Here is an 18,681-nt window from a genome sequence, read left to right on the forward strand (position 1 = left end):
CCTTTCTGGAGAACCGGAGTCGTCTGGAAGACTCGTGGAATGGGAACAAGCGTACCGACGGCCCCCGACGCCGTCGCGAACCTCGCCGACGTCTTCCCGAGTTGCCTCGTGGCGCTCGGCGCTGCGGACGACGCGTGGTTGCGGAACGACGGCCTGGAGGCCCGGATCACCCTCCGCCCCGCCCGCTCGGCGATCGTCGTGCTGGTCGACGGCCTCGGTTCCGCCGCGCTGGCGGCGCGCGCCGGGCACGCTCGCTGGTTGACCGGTGCGAAGGGCACCGGCACCGCGAAGAAGCTGCGGAGCGGGTTCCCGACGACGACCGCGGCCGCCCTGAGCACCCTGACCACCGGCCGCTCGCCCGGCACCCACGGCGTCGTCGGCTACAGCGGCTGGAACCCGGACACCGGTGCCGTGATGAACCTGTTGGGCGGCTGGGACACCGAGGTCCCCGCGGACTGGTTCCTGACCCGGACCCTGTTCACCCGGGCCGCGGAGCTCGGGCTCGACCCCGTCGTCGTCGGGCCGGACCGGTACCGCTCGTCCGGGATGACCGCGAACGTGCTCGGCGGCGCTCGGTACGTGTCGGCGGACACCGTTCCGCAGCGCGTGGACGCCGCACTGGCCGAGACCACCACCGGCCGCTCGCTCGTCTACCTGTACGTGCCGGAGCTCGACTCGATCGGGCACAAGTACGGCTGGCAGTCCGACCGGTGGACGGCCGCCCTCGAGCTGCTCGACGGGGAACTCGCCCGGCTCGACGCCCGCGGCGCCGACGACGTCGGGGTCCTGGTGACGGCGGACCACGGTGTGCTCGACGTGCCGGACCACGCGAACATCGCCATCGACCCGCTGCTGCTCACCGACGTCGTCGGCATCGCGGGCGACCCGCGCTGCCGCCAGCTCACCGTCGCACCGGGCACCGACGTCCGCGCCCTCGTCGGCGCGTTCCGGGCGCGCTACGGCAAGAAGGCCTACGTCGCCAGCCGTGCCGAGGCGATCGAGGCCGGGTGGTTCGGGCACGTGTCCGACCAGGTGCTGCCGCGCATCGGTGACGTGCTCGTCGTGGCGCGCGGCTCGTGGGCGTTCAACGACGACCGTGCCCTGCGCGAGGACGAGACGCCGAAGCGCATGATCGGCCAGCACGGCGCGATGACCGACGAGGAGACGATCGTGCCGCTCCGGCTCGCCGGCGCGTTCGCCCTCTAGGACGTCTGCGCCGACGGTCGGCGGGCGTGCGGATCAGGCGGGGTCGTCGTCCGGACGGGTGCCGAAGACGATCTCGTCCCAGCTCGGCATCGAGCGGCGGTTGCGCTTCTTGCGTTCGCCACGGCTCTCGGACTCCGGCGCCGACGCCGGACGGGCGTCGGCGGACTGCGGTGCGGTGTCGTGCGCCCCGCCGTCCTCGAAGCCCTGCAGCGGGATGTCGACGACGCTGATGGAGGTACCGCGGGCGGGCTCGTCGCGCTGTTCGCCGAAGGACGCTGCTTCGCGCTCACCGCGGCGACGGCGCAGCGCCTCGAGCAGGTCGGCGGTCTCGTTGCCGGGAGCTCGCTCTTCTCCAGCGGCCTGACCGATGCGGGGCAGCGGTGCACGGAGCGGCGCGTGCTGGGACGGCTCGGGCTCGGCGGCCGGCTGCTCCGGCTCGTCGACGCGGAAGGCGCCGGAGTCGAAGCGGGTGCCGTCGTCGTCCTGCTGTTCGAACTCGACCGCACGCAGGCGCGGGGCGATGCCCTCGTCGTCGGTGTGTGACAGCCGGTGGGCGTCACCGTTGTCCGGCGCGAGGGTCGAGGTCTTCGGGTCGAAGTGCCACTGGGCGTCGTGCTCGACCTCGCCCGCGGTGTAGCGGACGCGGACCTGCCAACCGCTCTCCGGGTGCTTCCAGGAGCCCCAGGTGATCGCGGTGGCCTCTCCGGCCTCGAGCTTCGCGGTGATCGCGGGGCCGAAGGTGTCGGGGGACTCGTCGTCGACCGGGGTGACCGGCACGCGGTGCGAGGCGTCGAGGATGAAGGCGCGCTCGGCGAGGACCGGCCCCTCGAAGCGGCGGACGTACTCGACGTCGACGTCGAGCGCGGCGGCCACGTCGGCGGCGTCGGCGCCGCCACGGATGCGTGCCTGGACGTCCTTGGGGGAGACCCGCTTCTGCGGACCGGCGTCGGGGTTCGCCTGGCGCACCTGTCCTGCCAGCGACGACGTGACGGGCAACCGGAACTCGGTGCCGCCGTCGGTCGCCAGGAGGAGTGCGCCGGACTCGACTCCGATGACTCTCACGTCTTGCATGGTTCCGCCTTCCCAGCGTCGCGTACGTCCTGCTGTCGTACCCCGTGAGTATGCAGGGGCGACTGGCGGTTTCCGGGGAGGCGCACGGGCGTGCCGCGGACATCCGCACGGCCGATCGCGAGGACGCGGCACTCCGGCAACGGGTGTCGGGAATGTCCGGTTCCGGTCGTGGGTTGCACAGCCAGCACGACCCGCCGCAGCACTCGGTTTGCGCTCTGGCGGGGCGTGGTGCAAACTGTCGCCGCCGATCACCCGGCGACGACCTCTCGATACGAGAAATGGATGGGCATGGCCACCGATTACGACGCCCCCCGGAAGACCGACGACAACTCCGACTCGGAGTCGATCGAGGCCCTCAAGGAGCGCGTTCCCGACAAGATGTCGGGGGTCGTCGACGATGATTCCGACAACCCCGGCAGTTTCGAACTCGCCGGGCAGGACCTCAGCGACGTCGACCTCGACGTCGTGGTGCTGCCCCCGCAGGTCGATGAGTTCACCTGCGTCGAGTGCTTCCTCGTGAAGCACCGCTCCCAGCTCGACCACGAGTCGAAGCTCGGACCGGTCTGCGCGGAGTGCGCTTCGCTCTAGACGCAACGATCAGCGAAGGCCCCGCATCCTCCAGGGATGCGGGGCCTTCGTCGTGTGCTGCGAGGCGGGGCCGAGCCGCGCCTCCAGGCCGTTGGTCGTGGTTCGTCAGGACCGCAGCGCCTCGACGACCTTGCCGGGGTGCCGGACGCTGACCAGCCAGTAGGGCGTCGGGTCGGCGTCGTCGCGCACCTCGACCTTGACGACGCCGCGGACGTAGCCGCGGAAGAGCGTCCACGCGCGGGCGTCGAGTGCCGGCCCGCGCTGCTCGGTGGCCGCTGCGCCCTCGAACGCCTCGGTCGTGCCGACGAGCGTGCGGGGGAGGTGGGCCTTGCCCGCGCGGAACTCGGTGTCGGTGACCTCGATGGTGGGTGCGAGTGCCCACAGGAGGACCAGGACCCCGAGCTCCATCCCGATCGCCACGAGGACGCCGGCCAGGACGCTGATGGGGAGGAAGACGAGCAGGGTGGCGGGGATGACGAGCGCCGTCGCCAGGTAGAGGGCGGGCGGGGCCCAGAGTCGTTCGCGATACAGGGTCACGGGTCCATTCGATCACGAGCGAGCGAGGTCACGGAACGGTCACGGCTGCACTACCCTCGTCACGTGACCGAACCAGTCGACGTCCTCTGGACCGGGGAGCACGCTCCCGGCCACGCCCACCCCGGCGACGCGGGTGCCGATCTCGTCTCCACCGAGGCCTTCGTGCTGCAGCCGGGGGAGCGACACCTGGCCGCCACGGGTCTGCGCATCGCGCTGCCCGAGGGGTACGCCGCGTTCGTGGTCCCGCGGAGCGGCCTGGCGGCGAAGCACGGCATCACGATCGTGAACAGCCCCGGCACCGTCGACTCCGGCTACCGCGGGGAGATCAAGGTCGCCCTGCTGAACACCGACCAGACGGAACCGTACGAGGTGCACGTCGGCGACCGCATCGCCCAGTTGATCGTGATGCCGGTGCCGCAGGTGACCTACACCCGGGTCGACGACCTGCCGGACAGCGTCCGCGGACAGGGCGGGTTCGGCTCGTCGGGCTACGGTGACCGGAGCGACGCCGTGACCGGTGCCGCCGCAGACGCTCAGGAAGGAACGCGCGCATGAAGTTCGGCCGACGCAAGCGGGACGAGGTCGAGGTGGCGGACGCCGTCACCGACGACATCGAGGTCGCGGACACGTCCCCCGAGGTCGACATCGCGACGGATGCCGACGCGGACCTCGACGAGGTCGACGCGGTCGCCCCGACGGACAAGTCCGCTCCGGAGGACCGGGCCGAGAACGGCCCCCACGACGAGACCGAGGCGAACCTGGTCCGCCCCTACGTCGACCTGGGCGGGGTGAAGGTGCTCCCGCGCGAGGGCCTGCACCTGCGCCTCGAGGTCGAGGAGGGCTCGCAGCGCGTCGTCGCGGTCGGGCTCGACTACGACGAGTCCACGCTGCAGGTCCAGCCGTTCGCGGCGCCCCGGTCCACCGGCCTGTGGCACGAGATCCGCGCCCAGATCGCCGAGCAGATCGAGCGCCAGGGCGGTGTCGTGACCGAGGTCGACGGCCCGTTCGGTCCCGAGCTCCGCGCGTCCGTTCCGGTCGCCGTGGACGGCGACGGCGGCGCCGCCGGCTCCCGCCCTGCCCGCTTCGTCGGCGTCGACGGCCCGCGCTGGTTCCTGCGCGGCGTGATCGCCGGCAAGGCCGCCGAGCAGCCCGACGACGCGAGCGAGATCGAGGAGCTGTTCCGCAGCGTCGTCGTCGTGCGCGGCACGACGCCGATGCCGCCGCGCGACCTCATCCCGCTGCACATGCCCAAGTCGACGCAGACCGCGATCTGACCGACTGACGACCAACCCCGCCTGGAGGCACGGTGCCGGACCACGACGACACCCCACGACCCGAGACGGTTGGCTCCCACCCCGCTGCACCGGCGGCTGAGCCGTCGGCGGTGCCGGCTGCGGCACCGGCGGCCGAGCCGTCGGTGGCGCCGTCCTTCTCCGCGCAGTTCCGCGACGCCGTGCAGAACGCCGGCATCGCGCGCGTGGCACCCGGTGAGGCACCGTCCGGCCGGGCGCTGCTCGGCGCGGTCGGCGGGGTGCGCGGGCTCGCCGAGTCGGTGCTGCCCGGGTTCGCGTTCCTGGTCGTCTACGCGATCACCAAGGAGCTCGTGCCGAGCGTCGTGATCCCGGTGGCGGTCGGCCTGGTCTTCGTGGTGCTCCGGCTGCTGCAGCGGCAGTCGGTGACGATGTCGTTCGCGGGCATCCTCGGCGTCGCGGTCTCGGCCGGCCTCGCGCTCATCACCGGCCGCGCGGAGAGCAACTTCATCCCCGGGATCGTCATCAACGCCGTCTGGCTCGTCGGGCTGCTGATCACGCTGGCGATCCGCTGGCCGCTCATCGGGCTCGTCGTCGGCTTCCTGCTGCCGGCGAACGAGGACGGCTCGCACGTCGACTGGCGCGCCGACCCGGTGAAGCGCCGCGTGCTGACGGTCGCCACCTGGATCTGGGTCGGGCTGTTCGCGGTCCGGCTCGCGGTGGAGGTCCCGCTGTACCTGACGGCGCAGGTCGAACTGCTCGCCGGGCTGAAGCTCATCCTCGGCGTGCCGCTGTACGCGGCGGTGCTCTGGGTGACGTGGCTGCTGGTCCGCACCGTGTTCGTCCGACGCGACGACGTCGCCCCGGTGTAGAGTTCTCTCGACATCAAGATAGTTCTCGCAGGGCGCGCACGCGTTCTCGGGATTAGGTTTGCCTTGCTGGTGGGACGGTCCACGGCCCGCGAGGATGAGGGCAAACCGATCAGTAGGGAGGCGGCACGGTGGCTGCAGTCAATAGCTTCGGCTCGAAGGACACACTGTCGGTTGGGGGTGTCGACTACGCGATCCACCGGATCGACTCGGTTCCCGGGCACGAGAAGTTGCCCTACAGCCTGAAGGTGCTGCTCGAGAACCTCCTCCGCACCGAGGACGGCAAGAACGTCACCGAGGGACAGATCCGGGCGCTCGGCTCCTGGCGGCCCGACGCGGAGCCCGACACCGAGATCCAGTTCTCGCCGGCGCGCGTCGTCATGCAGGACTTCACGGGTGTGCCGTGCATCGTCGACCTCGCCACCATGCGCGAGGCCATGGCGGACATCGGCGGCGACCCGAACAAGATCAACCCGCTGTCCCCGGCCGAGATGGTCATCGACCACTCCGTCATCGCCGACCTGTTCGGCAGCACGGATGCCCTGCAGCGCAACACCGACCTCGAGTACGAGCGGAACGGTGAGCGCTACCAGTTCCTCCGCTGGGGCCAGACCGCGTTCGAGGACTTCAAGGTCGTCCCGCCGGGCACCGGCATCGTCCACCAGGTGAACATCGAGTACCTGGCGAAGGTCACCTACACGCGTGACTTCGACGGCGAGACCTACGCGTACCCGGACACCCTGGTCGGCACCGACTCGCACACCACGATGGTGAACGGCCTCGGCGTGCTCGGCTGGGGCGTCGGCGGCATCGAGGCCGAGGCCGCGATGCTCGGGCAGCCCGTGTCGATGCTCATCCCGAAGGTCGTCGGCTTCAAGCTCTCGGGTGAGATCCCGGCCGGCGTCACCGCGACCGACGTGGTGCTCACCATCACGCAGGAGCTCCGCAAGCACGGCGTCGTCGGCAAGTTCGTCGAGTTCTACGGCGAGGGCGTCGGCGCCGTCCCGCTCGCCAACCGCGCCACCATCGGCAACATGTCGCCCGAGTTCGGTTCGACGGCAGCGATCTTCCCGGTCGATGACGTCACGCTGGACTACCTGCGGCTGACCGGTCGCGACGAGGCACAGATCGCCCTGGTCGAGGCGTACTCCAAGACCCAGGGGCTGTGGCACGACGCCTCGGTCGAGCCGAACTACTCCGAGTACATGGAGCTCGACCTCTCCACGGTCGTGCCGTCCATCTCGGGCCCGAAGCGCCCGCAGGACCGCATCGAGCTGTCGAAGGCCAAGGACCAGTTCGAGGTCGACCTCGCCAACTACGCGAGCATCGACCACAGCGAAGAGGACAAGGCCGTCGCCGACACGTTCCCGGCGTCCGACCCGGTGGCCGCGGGCCCCGGCGACGAGCACGCCGTGGACGACCTGCAGGACGCCCCCGGGTCCGACGTACCCGTGCACGCATCGAGCGCGCCCGGCACCGTCTCGAAGCCGACCTCGGTCGCCATCGCCGACGGCGACCCGTTCACGATCGACCACGGTGCCGTCGCGATCGCCGCGATCACGTCGTGCACGAACACGTCGAACCCGTCGGTCATGATGGCCGCGGGCATCCTCGCCCGGAACGCCGCGAAGAAGGGCCTCACCGCGAAGCCCTGGGTGAAGACCACCCTCGCGCCCGGGTCGAAGGTCGTCACCGACTACTACGAGAAGGCCGGTCTGACCACCTACCTCGAGCAGCTCGGCTTCTACACGGTCGGCTACGGCTGCACCACCTGCATCGGCAACTCGGGCCCGCTGCCCGAGGAGATCTCGCAGGCCGTGCAGGACAACGACCTCGCCGTCACCGCGGTGCTCTCGGGCAACCGCAACTTCGAGGGCCGGATCAACCCCGACGTCAAGATGAACTACCTGGCGTCCCCGCCGCTGGTCATCGCCTACGCCCTCGCCGGGTCGATGCACTTCGACTTCGACAAGGACGCCCTCGGCACCGACCAGGACGGCAACGACGTCTACCTGACCGACATCTGGCCCGACGCGTCCGAGGTGCAGCAGGTCATCGACGAGTCGATCGACACCGAGATGTTCACCCACGAGTACGGCTCCGTGTTCGAGGGCGACGACCGCTGGAAGAACCTGCCGACCCCGACCGGCGACACCTTCGAGTGGGACCAGGAGTCGACCTACGTCCGGAAGCCCCCGTACTTCGAGGGCATGACGATGCAGCCCGACGCGGTGTCGGACATCTCCGGCGCCCGGGTGCTCGCGAAGCTCGGCGACTCGGTCACGACCGACCACATCTCGCCGGCCGGTTCGATCAAGGCCGACAGCCCCGCCGGCCAGTACCTCGCCGAGCACGGCGTCGACCGCAAGGACTTCAACTCCTACGGCTCGCGTCGCGGCAACCACGAGGTCATGATCCGCGGCACGTTCGCGAACATCCGTCTGCGCAACCAGCTGCTCGACGGCGTGGAGGGCGGCTACACCCGTGACTTCACGACGCCGGACGGTGCGCAGTCGTTCATCTACGACGCCTCGCAGCACTACCAGGAGCAGGGCATCCCGCTCGTCATCTTCGGTGGCAAGGAGTACGGCTCCGGTTCGTCCCGTGACTGGGCCGCCAAGGGCACGAACCTGCTCGGTGTCCGTGCGGTCATCACCGAGAGCTTCGAGCGGATCCACCGCTCGAACCTGATCGGCATGGGCGTCGTCCCGCTGCAGTTCCCGGCGGGCGAGACGGTCGAGTCCCTCGGGCTCGACGGCACCGAGGTCGTCTCGATCTCCGGGCTGACCGAGCTGAACGAGGGCCGCACCCCGAAGACGGTGCACGTCACCGCGACGCCGAGCGAGCACTCGCCGGCCGGCAAGCAGCCGATCGAGTTCGACGCGGTCGTCCGCATCGACACCCCCGGCGAGGCCGACTACTACCGCAACGGCGGCATCCTGCAGTACGTGCTCCGCTCGCTCGTCTGAGCGTCGTGCGCACGGGTCGCTGACGCGACCGACGACCGGCCTGGAGGCGCGGTGCCAGCTGGCACCGCGCCTCCCGCGCGCTCCGCGTGATGCGACGCGCCAGCGGCGCGCGGTGCCAGCGCCGACCGAGCCTGCGAGGTCGGTTGAATGGGAGCGCACGAGAATAGAGTGGCCCGACAGCCCCACGAAAGGAGCGCCCGTGAGCCTGCTCGCCAGCATCACGTCGCCGCGCGACCTGAAGCGTCTCTCCGACGCGCAGATGACCGACCTCGCCGCCGAGATCCGACGTTTCCTGGTCGCCGAGGTCGCGAAGACCGGTGGGCACCTCGGGCCGAACCTGGGCGTCGTGGAGCTGACGCTCGCGATGCACCGCGTGTTCGACTCGCCGAACGACCCGTTCGTCTTCGACACCGGGCACCAGTCGTACGTGCACAAGCTCGTCACGGGGCGCCAGGACTTCTCGAAGCTGCGCGAACGCGGCGGCATCGCCGGCTACCCGCAGCGGAGCGAGTCCGAGCACGACATCGTCGAGTCCTCGCACGCGTCGTCGTCGCTGTCGTGGGCCGACGGCATCTCCCGCGCGTTCGGGCAGACCGGGCAGATCGACCGCACCGTCGTCGCGGTGGTGGGGGACGGCGCCCTCACCGGCGGCATGACGTGGGAGGCGCTCAACAACATCTCCGACGACAACGACCGTCGCCTGGTCATCGTCGTCAACGACAACGGCCGCTCGTACGCCCCGACGATCGGTGGCATGGCGCGGTTCCTGAGCTCCGTGCGCACCCGCCGCGAGTACCGGGCCCTGTACGAGGGCACGCAGGCCGTGGCGGCACGGTTCGGCGCTCCGGGTCGTGCGGTGTACCGAGGCATGCGCGGGGGCCTGCACGGCTTCCTGTCGCGGCTGACGAACAACGAGGCGTTGTACTCGAACCTCGACATCAAGTACATCGGCCCGGTGAACGGGCACGATCAGCAGGCGATGGAGGCGGCGCTCCGGCAGGCCAAGGAGTACGGCGCTCCCGTGATCGTGCACGCGATCACCGAGAAGGGCCACGGCTTCGAGCCCGCCCTGCGCGACCAGGCCGACCAGTTCCACGCCGTCGGGCACATCGACCCGGAGACGGGGGAGTCGCTCGACGCGGCATCGGGCCCGTCGTGGACCTCGGTGTTCGCGTCTTCGCTGGCCGAAGCCGGCGCCTCGGATCCTCGGGTCGTCGCCATCACGGCGGCGATGCTCCGGCCAACGGGGCTCCACCTGTTCCAGGAGCAGCACCCCGACCGGGTGTACGACGTCGGCATCGCCGAGCAGCACGCCGTGACGACCGCCGCGGGCCTGGCCTACGGGGGGCTCCACCCGGTCGTGGCGCTCTACGCGACGTTCCTGAACCGTGCATTCGACCAGGTGCTGATGGACGTCGCCCTGCACAAGGCCGGCGTGACGTTCGTGCTCGACCGCGCCGGCATCACCGGCCCGGACGGCCCCTCGCACCACGGTATGTGGGACCTCGCGCTGCTGCAGGTCGTGCCGGGGATCCGGATCGCCGCGCCCCGCGATGCCTCGACGCTGCGCGAGGAGTTCCGCGAGGCGATCGCCATCGACGACGCCCCCACTGTGCTGCGCTGGTCGAAGGGGCAGGTCGGACCGGACATCCCCGCTGTCCGTCGTCTCTCCGATGGTGTGGACGTCCTGCACGCCGCCGCGGATGACGTCGAGGACGTGCTCTTCGTCGCCGTGGGGTCGATGGTGCCGGTGGCACTCGAGGCCGCGGCGCTGCTCGAGGCGCAGGGCATCGGCGTCACCGTCGTGGACCCGCGCTGGGTGGTGCCGATCCCGGTGTCGCTGATCGAGCTGTCGCGGACGCACCGGCTCGTGATCACCATCGAGGACGGCGTGCGGGTCGGCGGCGTCGGGACGCGGCTGCGGCAGGACCTGCGCGCTGCCGGGGTCGACACCGGGGTGAACGAGCTCGGGCTGCCCGACGCGTTCATCGACCACGCGACCCGGTCGCAGATCCTCGCCGACGCGGGGCTCACGGCGCAGGCCATCGCCCGCGACGTCATCGACCAGGTCGTCGGGACGAAGTTGCCGCAGGCGAAGCCCGCGCGGTCCCGCGAGTCGGCGGCGTCCGACCGCTGACCGCCGGCCCGGTCGGGGTCCGGTCAGCAAAACACCGGTGTTCGCGCTCCACGCCGCGGTTTGCGGGTGTTCGGTGCGCGAACACCGGTGTTTTGCGTGATGGCGCTAGCGGGAAGCGGGGCCGACGATCCGGGGCTGGTGGAACGTGCCGCCGAAGACACGCTCGGACGCACCGGAACGGTCGAGGTACGGGCTGATCCCACCGGCCTGGAACGGGTAGCCGGCGCCGAGGATGAGCCCGAGGTCGATCTCCTCGACGTGCTCGACGACCCGGTCCTCGAGCATGCGGTGCAACTCGTCGGCCAGGGCGTCCTCGAACCGGCGCTGCATCTCGGCGGCGTCAACCGGCTTCGCGTCCTTCTTGGACGGCGCGACGAGCTTCACGGCGGCGGGGTCGTACCCGGTCGCGTTGCCCTTCTTGTCGCGGGTCAGGATCGTCCCGTGCTCGGCGATCTTCTTCAGGCCGTCGCCGGGGTAGAAGCGCTCGGGCCAGGCCGCGTGGTGCGAGTCGAGCACGTGCGCGCCGACCGGCAGCCCGACGAGCTCGAGCAGCTCGAACGGTGACATCGGCAGGCCGAGCGGCGCGGCACCCTGGGCGACGGTGTCGAACGAGGTGCCCTCCTCGACGCCGCGCATCGCCTCGCCGAGCACCCGCGCGAGCACGCGGTTGACGACGAAGCCCGGCTGGTCCGCGGTGATGATCGCGGTCTTCTTCAGGGTCTTCGCGACGGCGAGGGCGGTGACGAGGGCCTCGTCCGAGGTCTTCGCCGCGCGCACCACCTCGAGCAGCGGCATCACCGCGACCGGGTTGAAGAAGTGGAAGCCGACGAGTCGCTCCGGGTTGGTGAGGACCGATGCCATCTCGTCGACGGAGAGCGACGACGTGTTCGTGGCGAGGATCGCGTCCGGTGCGATGACCTGCTCGATCTTCCGGAAGACCTCCTGCTTGACGGTCATCTCCTCGAAGACCGCCTCGATCACCCAGTCGGCGTCGGCGAAGGCGTCGTAGGACACCGACCCGCTGACGAGTGCGGTGATGCGGTTCGCGTCGTCGGGGGAGATCCGGCCCTTGTCGAGCAGCTTCGCGACCTCGCCGCGGATCCGCTCGACGCCGGCGTCGACGCGCGACTGGTCGACGTCGGTGATGACGACGGGGACGCCCAGGCGTCGGGCGAACAGCAGCGCGAACTGCGAAGCCATCAGCCCGGCGCCGAGGACGCCGACCTTCGTGATCTTCTTCGGATCGACACCCTCGGGAGCGCCGACGGGCTTCTTCGCACGCTTCTGCACGAGGTCGAAGGCGTACATCGACGCGGCGAACTGGTCGCCCGAGATGAGGTCGGCGAGGGCCTCGTCCTCGTCGGCGAAGCGCTCGTCGAGCGCACCCGACTTGGCGGCCGCGACGAGGTCGAGCGCCCGGAACGGCGACTTCGGCACGGTGCCGATCTTCGACGCGACCTGTCCGCGGGCGACCTTGACGACGGTGCCCCAGGCGGCCTTCTCGAGCATGCCCGGCTCGTTCTTCCGCACCACCTTGGTCGTTCCGGTGATGACGCCGTCCGCCCACGCCACCGCCGAGGGCAGGAACGTGACGGACGGGACGAGCACGTCACCGATGCCGATCTCGACCGCGGCCGGACCGTCCATCAGGCGGTTGTTCTTGAGCGGGTTCTCGACGATGACGCGGAGCGCGCGCTCCGGGCCGATCAGGCGGGGGAGCAGCGTCGCGCCGCCCCAGCCGGGGATGATGCCGAGGAACACCTCGGGGAGCCCGATGCCCTGCGCCGCGGACGAGAACGCCCGGTAGGTGCAGTGCAGGGCGATCTCGAGCCCACCTCCGAGCGCCAGGGTGTTCACGAACGCGAACGACGGCACCCCGAGGTCGGAGAACTTGCGGAGCGTGGCGTGCCCGAGGGCGGCCAGGTCATGGGCGGCCTCGCGCGACGGGACCGCCGCTGCCTGGGACAGGTCGGCCCCGGCGGCGAAGCAGTACTCCTTGCCGGTGATCGCGACGCCCTGGATCGTGCCGGCTGCGGCCTCGGTCTTGAGGGTGTCGAGCACGCCGGACAGCTCACGGAGCGTGCGCGGCCCGAGGGTGTTCGGCCGCTTGTAGTCCTTGCCGTTGTCGAGCGTGATGAGCGCCAGTGTGCCACCCGAAGGCATCGTGACGTGCTTGACGAACGAGTGCGTGACGACCTCGTCCTCGCTGAGTTCGGCCAGTCGGTCGTTGTCGACGATGGTCATGGTCACGCCCCCTTCCGAGCCGAACGCTCGGCCGACTTGCTGTGGTTCGGGTTCTCCCAGATGACGGTGCCGCCCTGGCCGAGCCCGATGCACATCGTGGTGATGCCGTACTTGACGTCCGGTCGCTCGGCGAACTGTGCGGCGAGCTGGTTCATCAGCCGGACACCACTCGACGCGAGCGGGTGGCCGACGGCGATCGCGCCGCCCCAGGCGTTCACGTTCGGGGAGTCCTGGGCGATGCCGTAGTTGTCGAGGAACGCGAGCACCTGGACGGCGAACGCCTCGTTGATCTCGAACAGGCCGATGTCGTCGATCGACAGGCCGGCCTTCGACAGGGCCTTGTCGGTCGCGGGGACCGGGCCGACGCCCATGACCTCGGGCTCGACGCCGGCGAAGGCGAACGAGACCATGCGCATCTTCGTCGACAGTCCGTGCTGCTTCGCGCCGTCCTCGGACGCGAGCAGGCTCATGGTGGCGCCGTCGTTCAGACCGGCGGCGTTGCCGGCGGTGACCCGTCCGTGGGGCCGGAACGGCGTCTTCAACGCGGCCAGCGCCTCCAGGGTCGTCCCCGGCCGCGGCGGCTCGTCGGTGCTGACGACGTCCCAGCCGTCGCCCTTGTTGACCTCGACCGGGATCACGTCCGGCTGGAGCTTGCCGTTCGCCCAAGCGGCGGCGTAGCGCTGCTGGGACTGGACGGCGTAGGCGTCCGTGCGGTCCTTCGTGATCGCGGGGAAGCGGTCGTGCAGACGCTCGGCGGTGGCGCCCATGACGAGGGCGTCGCTCGAGACCATGCGCTCCGCGACGAAACGCGGGTTCGGGTCGGCGTTGAAGCCCATCGGGTGCCGGCCCATGTGCTCGACACCACCGGCGATCGCGACGTCGGCGGCACCGAAGGCGATGGCGCCGGCGAGCGTCGTGACGCTCGTCATGGCACCGGCGCACATGCGGTCGATCGCGTAACCGGGCACCGACTTCGGCAGACCCGCGAGCATGCCGACCGTGCGCCCGAGCGTCAGCCCCTGGTCACCCTGCTGCGTGGTCGCCGCGACGGCGACGTCGTCCACCGCTGCGGTGTCGAAGGTGTTCCGGTCGAGCAGTCCGCGCATCGCGTGCACCGCGAGGTCGTCCGACCGGGTCTTCCAGAACACCCCCTTCTCGCCGGCTCGTCCGAACGGTGTGCGAACGCCGTCCACGAACACGACGTCTGATGCCTTTGGCAATCCGGGCCTCCCAGATCCTCATCGATCGGGCCGGAACGCAGGTCGCTCCGGCCTGGCCGGGCCTCGCCCGGCGACCCTCCCGACGCTATGCCCCCAGCCTGGGCGGCCGCATGCCGGTTGGGCAGTTCCTACGACTCGTCGTCGTCCGTCGCCGCGGGCCGCTGTGCAGCAGCGACAAAGGCCGACGCGATGATCGACGCGAGTTCCTCGACCTGCCACGGGCGGGCGTCGTGCTCGGCGAGGGCCGCTCCGACCAGCTCGGTCGACGGCGGCGACGGCGGGGCCCACGACACGAGCCGGAGCGTCTCCGGCGTGAGCAGGTTCTCGAGTGGGATGTCGAGTTCCTCGGCACGCTTCGTGACCGCGGCGCGCGCGGCCTTGTACCGGCGGTCGGCGGCCGGGTTGCGGTCCGCCCAGGCGCGGGGCGGCGGGAGCGTCGCCTCGCCGGCACCGCGCAGGCGGGGGAGGTCCTCGGTGGTGCGGCCTTCCTCGACGGCGGCCCACCAGCGGTCGAGCTCGGAACGGCTGGCGCGGCCCGTGAAGGTCTTCAGCGCACCGAGCTCGGCGCGGGACTCGGGTGCGGCGGCCGCCGCGGCGACGATCGCCGAGTCGGGGATCGTGCGCCCGGGGGCGATGTCCGCCTGTCGGGCGTACTCGTCACGGGCGAGCCAGAGCGACCGGGCGATCGCCAGTGCTCGGGCACCACGGAGCGCGTGCATGCCGGACAGCCGACGCCAGGGCTCGGCACGGGCGGGCTTCGGGGCGCGGTGTAGGACCGCGTCGAACTCCTCTTGAGCGATCCGGGTCTTGCCGGCCTCGTCGAGCTTCTCGGCGAGGGCGTCGCGGAGGTCGGGCAGCAGCTCGACGTCGAGCGACGCGTAGACGAGCCACGACTGCGGCAGGGGACGGGTCGACCAGTCGGCGGCCGAGTGCGCCTTCGCCAGGGTGATGCCGAGCAGCTGCTCGACGACGGCGCCGAGGCCGACACGGGGGAAGCCGGCGATGCGGGCGCCGAGCTCGGTGTCGAAGATGCGCGTCGGGACGAGGCCGACCTCCTGCAGGCACGGCAGGTCCTGCGAGGCGGCGTGGAACAGCCACTCCTCGTCGACGATGGTGGCCTGCAGCTCGGAGAAGTCGCCGATCGGGATCGGGTCGAACAGGAACGCGCCGGCACCGCGGCGGAACACCTGGATCAGGTAGGCGCGCTGCGAGTACCGGTAACCGCTGGCGCGCTCGGCGTCGACCGCAACGGGGCCGTGGCCGGCGGCGATGGCGGCGACCGCCTCGAGGTAGTCCTCGCGTGTGTCGATGACCTTGACGGCGTCGTGCGACGCCTCGAAGGCGGGGCTGGCGGCGGCGGCCGGAGCGGCCGAGCCAGCAGCGGGGCCAGCGGCGTCCTGGGGAGCGGGGTCGGTCACTTGGCGAGCCTCCTCGGGGCCAGCAGGGTCACGCCGTCCGAAGCGGGAGGCAGACCGGCGAGCATGGCGACGATGTCCTGCCAGGCCCGGACGTGTGCGGTGAGGTCGTCGCCGCGTGGTGTCCACGACGCGCGGAGTTCCAGCTGTGCGCCGTCGCCCTGTGCGGCGAGGTCGCCGTACCCGCGCGAGATGATCTTGGTGGCCGTGCCCGAGGCGTGGTCGTACGTCGCGCCGTGCGACTCGAGCGCGTCGACGAGCCAGCTCCAGGTGACGTCGGCGACGAACTCGTCGACGCCGATCTCCGGCTCGAGCGGCGCTTGGGCGAACGAGACGACACGGAACGGGCCGCCCCAGCCCTCGGGTTCTTCCGGGTCGTACAGGGCGATGAAGCGGCCGGTGCCCAGGTCCGACTCGACCCCGTGCGCGGTACCGGACACGTCCGCCGCCAGGGCGATCGAGAACGGTGCGATCCGGGTCGGCGACGGGATCTCGGTGATGGTGGTCTCGGCACGGCCGCTGCCGCCGGACACGAACGCGCGGAGCCGCGCGAAGGCGTCGGGCTCTCGGGTTTCGGACACACATGCAGACTAGGCTCCGGGCCATGTCCCGATCCGCGCGACCCGCCGAGGACGTCGTCCAGGAGACCGCTCGATCGGCCGGGTTCATCGCACTCGGCGCCGGTCTGGCAGCTGCTGCGGTGGGGGCGGCCGTGATCGGTGGCTTCGTCGCCGCCGTCGCCCGCGCCGTGGTCACCCCCGACCGCAAGCGCAACGAGCGCGTCCCGATCCACGCCGTCGACCCCGTCCGGAAGACCGTCACGATCGAGCGCACGGCCGACACCGAGCTGCAGGGCCGGTACTCGCTCTGGTTCGGCGGCGGCACCGGCCACATGCGCGTCGGCGAGGTCCTCGGCACGACCGACACCACCGTCACGCGCCGCATCATCGCGATCGACGTCGGCGACCCCACCGCCGCCCGTCGCGGACGCTGGGGCGGCTGGTTCTACCTGACCCCCGGCGAACTCGACGTGCCCGTCGAGGACGTCGACATCCCCACCCCGAACGGCCCGGCTCCCGCCTGGGTCGTCCGCGCCGACGACCCGGCAGCGCCCTGGGCCGTCCTGGTGCACGGCCGCGGCGTCACGCGCGCCGAGACGATCCGCGCCGTCCCCGTCTTCCGCGCCGCCGGGTACTCGGTCGTGCTCGCCTCGTGGCGGAACGACGGTGTCGCCCCGCCGAGCGTCGACGGTCGCTACGGGCTCGGCAGCACCGAGTGGGAGGACGTCGACTCCGTCCTCCGCTGGCTCACCGCGCAGGACGCCCAGAGCGTCGTGCTGATGGGCTGGTCGATGGGCGGGGCCGTCGTGCTGCAGACCCTGCTGCGCTCGCGCTTCGCCGGCCTGGTCGACGGGGTGGTGCTGGAGTCCCCGGTGGTCGACTGGCACGCGGTGCTGAAGTCGCAGAGCCAGCTCCTGCGACTGCCGCGTCCGGTGCGCAAGGTCGCGCAGCGCCTGCTCCGCACGCCCGTGCTGTACCGGCTCGCCGGGCTGCAGCAGCCCGTCGACCTGCGCGAGCTCGACATGGTCACCCGCGCCGACGAGCTCACGGTGCCGATCCTGCTGCTGCACAGTGACGACGACGGGTTCGTGCCGTCCTCGGCCTCGCACGACCTGGCCCGCGCACGGCCCGACCTGGTGCGGCTCGAGATCCAGACCACGGCCCGGCACACCAAGCTCTGGAACCACGACGCCGACTGGTTCGACGCCCGCATCCTCGCGTGGCTCACCGAGGTGGTCCAGCGGCGCGGCGCGACCAGCGCGCGGTAGACGCGAGAGCAGACGGACGGGAGGCGCGGTGCCAGCTGGCACCGCGCCTCCCGTCTGTCGATGCGTGCGTTCGGTCGCTTGGTGAGCAGAAATGGTCGGGTCACCGTCGCGCACTCGACCCGTTCCGCTCACGAAGCGGGTGGCGCGGCATTCGTTCCGTTCGTCGTCTGCTGTCGCGGCCCGAACTCCTCGAGACGAGTCGCCGGTCGGCCGAGCTGCGCTGGGCCGTGCGTCCGGTCGAAGGCATCGCTCATCGTCGTGAGCGGCGGTCGGACCGTCACGGTCCATTCGCCGCTGTCGAAGGCGTCGATCCGGACGACCAGGTTCGACTCGTCGGTCAGGTCCGAGCCGGGGAGGTAGCCGAGGAACTCGCCGTCGATGAGCTGCCGCATGCTGTCAGCGATCTCCATCGCCTCGGCATGGCTCAGGATGAGCCCGGGTTCCGCCGCCGCGTCGACGCGGCGTTCGAGTGGGAGCGCTTGGACCGGCTTGTCAGGGGACGTGACGGCGTACAGGGTCGTGAGGACCCAGACGAGCTCTGGTGAATCGAGCTCTGATGTTTCGAGCTCTGAGAAGAACTGCACCAGGTCGGGCAGCACGATGCGAGCAGCGGGGATCCGGTAGGTGACCGTCCCCAGGTCGCCCGGCACTGTCGTGGTCATCCGTTCTCCTCGGTCGTCTCGGTCTGGGGCGAGAGGCCGCCCACGCTCATGGCAGCGAGGACGTCGGTCCTGCCGGGCGTGAACGCCGTGAATCCGACCCATGTGTCAGCCTGCACGATGCAGAACCCCGGCTGCTCGTCGCCGAGCGGCACGAGCGCACGGGCGAACTCGTCGAGTCCGCGGACGTCGAAGCCCTTCTCGGCGGCCATCGTGTACTTCGTCAGGAAGGTCCGTGCCGTCGCCAGGGCGCCCTGATCGAAGACACGGAGCCGTTCCTCGGCCGCGCACTGCGATGCCACCTCGAGCGCCAGTTCGGCCCCCGGGGCGTCTGATGTGCGCAGGCGCGAGCACAGCTCCTGGACGGTGATGTGGACGAGTCCGACGGATCGGTCGATCGCCGTGGCCGCCACGAGCGTTCGGTCCGTCGCGCGCAACACGACCGTCACGAGTTCATCGCCGTGCTCGACCTGACAGATCAGGACGAGCTCGTCCCCGAGGGCTTCGAGTGGGTCGATGAACGGTACGAGGTTCGGCTGCTTTGTCGAATAGCTCCTCCGGATGACCGCTGCGAACGAGCGTGCGGACACGTCGGAGACGAGCACATCCGTGTCCGGCCCGACAGTGGCGAGGACCTCGACGACACGGTCCGGGAGCTCCACGGTCGATTCATCGGTGACCGCTCGGA

16 protein-coding genes are annotated in these 18,681 nt (G+C 70.9%); 8 read left to right on the forward strand and 8 right to left on the reverse strand.

Annotated elements, in window-relative coordinates:
- Positions 1–39 precede the first annotated feature (39 nt).
- Positions 40–1,206, forward strand: a complete 1,167-nt coding sequence (locus DEJ30_RS06610) for an alkaline phosphatase family protein (RefSeq protein WP_181420028.1) — start codon at positions 40–42, stop codon at positions 1,204–1,206.
- A 33-nt stretch (positions 1,207–1,239) separates the two neighbouring features.
- On the opposite strand, the gene sepH is transcribed toward DEJ30_RS06610, so the two are convergent.
- Positions 1,240–2,268, reverse strand: coding sequence for a septation protein SepH (gene sepH / locus DEJ30_RS06615; protein WP_181420029.1), 1,029 nt, complete (start codon positions 2,266–2,268; stop codon positions 1,240–1,242).
- Positions 2,269–2,565: 297 nt separating this feature from the next.
- Between sepH and DEJ30_RS06620 the strand changes: the two genes are divergently transcribed.
- Positions 2,566–2,865, forward strand: a complete 300-nt coding sequence (locus DEJ30_RS06620; RefSeq protein WP_017886098.1) for a DUF4193 domain-containing protein — start codon at positions 2,566–2,568, stop codon at positions 2,863–2,865.
- Between the two features lie 105 nt (positions 2,866–2,970).
- Here DEJ30_RS06620 and DEJ30_RS06625 read toward each other — a convergent pair whose 3' ends face one another.
- Positions 2,971–3,402 carry a DUF3093 domain-containing protein gene (locus DEJ30_RS06625; protein WP_110859581.1) on the reverse strand — a complete coding sequence of 144 codons (432 nt, stop codon included), beginning with the start codon at positions 3,400–3,402 and terminating at the stop codon, positions 2,971–2,973.
- Positions 3,403–3,465: 63 nt separating this feature from the next.
- On the opposite strand from DEJ30_RS06625, the gene dut reads away from it, so the two are divergent.
- The 5 genes from dut to dxs all read left to right on the forward strand — a co-directional run bounded on the left by dut (position 3,466) and on the right by dxs (position 10,627).
- On the forward strand, positions 3,466–3,957 hold the full coding sequence (gene dut, locus DEJ30_RS06630; protein ID WP_071403948.1) for a dUTP diphosphatase: 492 nt from the start codon (positions 3,466–3,468) through the stop codon (positions 3,955–3,957).
- A complete protein-coding gene (locus DEJ30_RS06635) occupies positions 3,954–4,676 on the forward strand; it encodes a DUF3710 domain-containing protein (protein WP_258369851.1) in 723 nt (240 codons plus the stop codon). Before dut ends, DEJ30_RS06635 begins: the two co-directional genes overlap by 4 nt.
- Positions 4,677–4,786: 110 nt before the next feature.
- Complete coding sequence (locus DEJ30_RS06640; protein WP_258369852.1) at positions 4,787–5,524, forward strand: DUF3159 domain-containing protein; 738 nt, start codon at positions 4,787–4,789, stop codon at positions 5,522–5,524.
- Between the two features lie 128 nt (positions 5,525–5,652).
- A complete protein-coding gene (locus DEJ30_RS06645) occupies positions 5,653–8,490 on the forward strand; it encodes an aconitate hydratase (RefSeq protein ID WP_110859583.1) in 2,838 nt (945 codons plus the stop codon).
- A 199-nt stretch (positions 8,491–8,689) separates the two neighbouring features.
- Positions 8,690–10,627, forward strand: a complete 1,938-nt coding sequence (gene dxs / locus DEJ30_RS06650; protein ID WP_110859584.1) for a 1-deoxy-D-xylulose-5-phosphate synthase — start codon at positions 8,690–8,692, stop codon at positions 10,625–10,627.
- Positions 10,628–10,732: 105 nt separating this feature from the next.
- Here dxs and DEJ30_RS06655 read toward each other — a convergent pair whose 3' ends face one another.
- From DEJ30_RS06655 to DEJ30_RS06670, 4 genes are all read right to left on the reverse strand, one after another.
- Entirely contained in the window at positions 10,733–12,871 is a 2,139-nt protein-coding gene (locus DEJ30_RS06655) for a 3-hydroxyacyl-CoA dehydrogenase NAD-binding domain-containing protein (RefSeq protein WP_110859585.1), read from the reverse strand.
- Between the two features lie 2 nt (positions 12,872–12,873).
- Complete coding sequence (locus DEJ30_RS06660) at positions 12,874–14,091, reverse strand: thiolase family protein (RefSeq protein WP_110859586.1); 1,218 nt, start codon at positions 14,089–14,091, stop codon at positions 12,874–12,876.
- A gap of 128 nt (positions 14,092–14,219) precedes the next feature.
- The gene (locus tag DEJ30_RS06665) at positions 14,220–15,509 is read right to left on the reverse strand and encodes a ribonuclease D (RefSeq protein ID WP_181420030.1); all 1,290 of its coding nucleotides are present in this window, start codon (positions 15,507–15,509) and stop codon (positions 14,220–14,222) included.
- Positions 15,506–16,087, reverse strand: a complete 582-nt coding sequence (locus DEJ30_RS06670) for a DUF3000 domain-containing protein (RefSeq protein ID WP_181420031.1) — start codon at positions 16,085–16,087, stop codon at positions 15,506–15,508. The genes DEJ30_RS06665 and DEJ30_RS06670 overlap by 4 nt, the downstream gene beginning before the upstream one ends.
- Before the next feature lie 23 nt (positions 16,088–16,110).
- On the opposite strand from DEJ30_RS06670, the gene DEJ30_RS06675 reads away from it, so the two are divergent.
- Positions 16,111–17,334, forward strand: a complete 1,224-nt coding sequence (locus DEJ30_RS06675) for an alpha/beta fold hydrolase (protein ID WP_181420032.1) — start codon at positions 16,111–16,113, stop codon at positions 17,332–17,334.
- Positions 17,335–17,462: 128 nt separating this feature from the next.
- Here DEJ30_RS06675 and DEJ30_RS06680 read toward each other — a convergent pair whose 3' ends face one another.
- Positions 17,463–17,996, reverse strand: coding sequence for a hypothetical protein (locus tag DEJ30_RS06680; RefSeq protein WP_110859588.1), 534 nt, complete (start codon positions 17,994–17,996; stop codon positions 17,463–17,465).
- On the reverse strand, positions 17,993–18,655 hold the full coding sequence (locus tag DEJ30_RS06685) for a hypothetical protein (protein WP_220032933.1): 663 nt from the start codon (positions 18,653–18,655) through the stop codon (positions 17,993–17,995). The genes DEJ30_RS06680 and DEJ30_RS06685 overlap by 4 nt, the downstream gene beginning before the upstream one ends.
- Between the last annotated feature and the right edge of the window lie 26 nt (positions 18,656–18,681).

The sequence above is a fragment of the Curtobacterium sp. MCPF17_003 genome, from assembly GCF_003224385.1.
Taxonomy (GTDB): domain Bacteria; phylum Actinomycetota; class Actinomycetes; order Actinomycetales; family Microbacteriaceae; genus Curtobacterium; species Curtobacterium flaccumfaciens.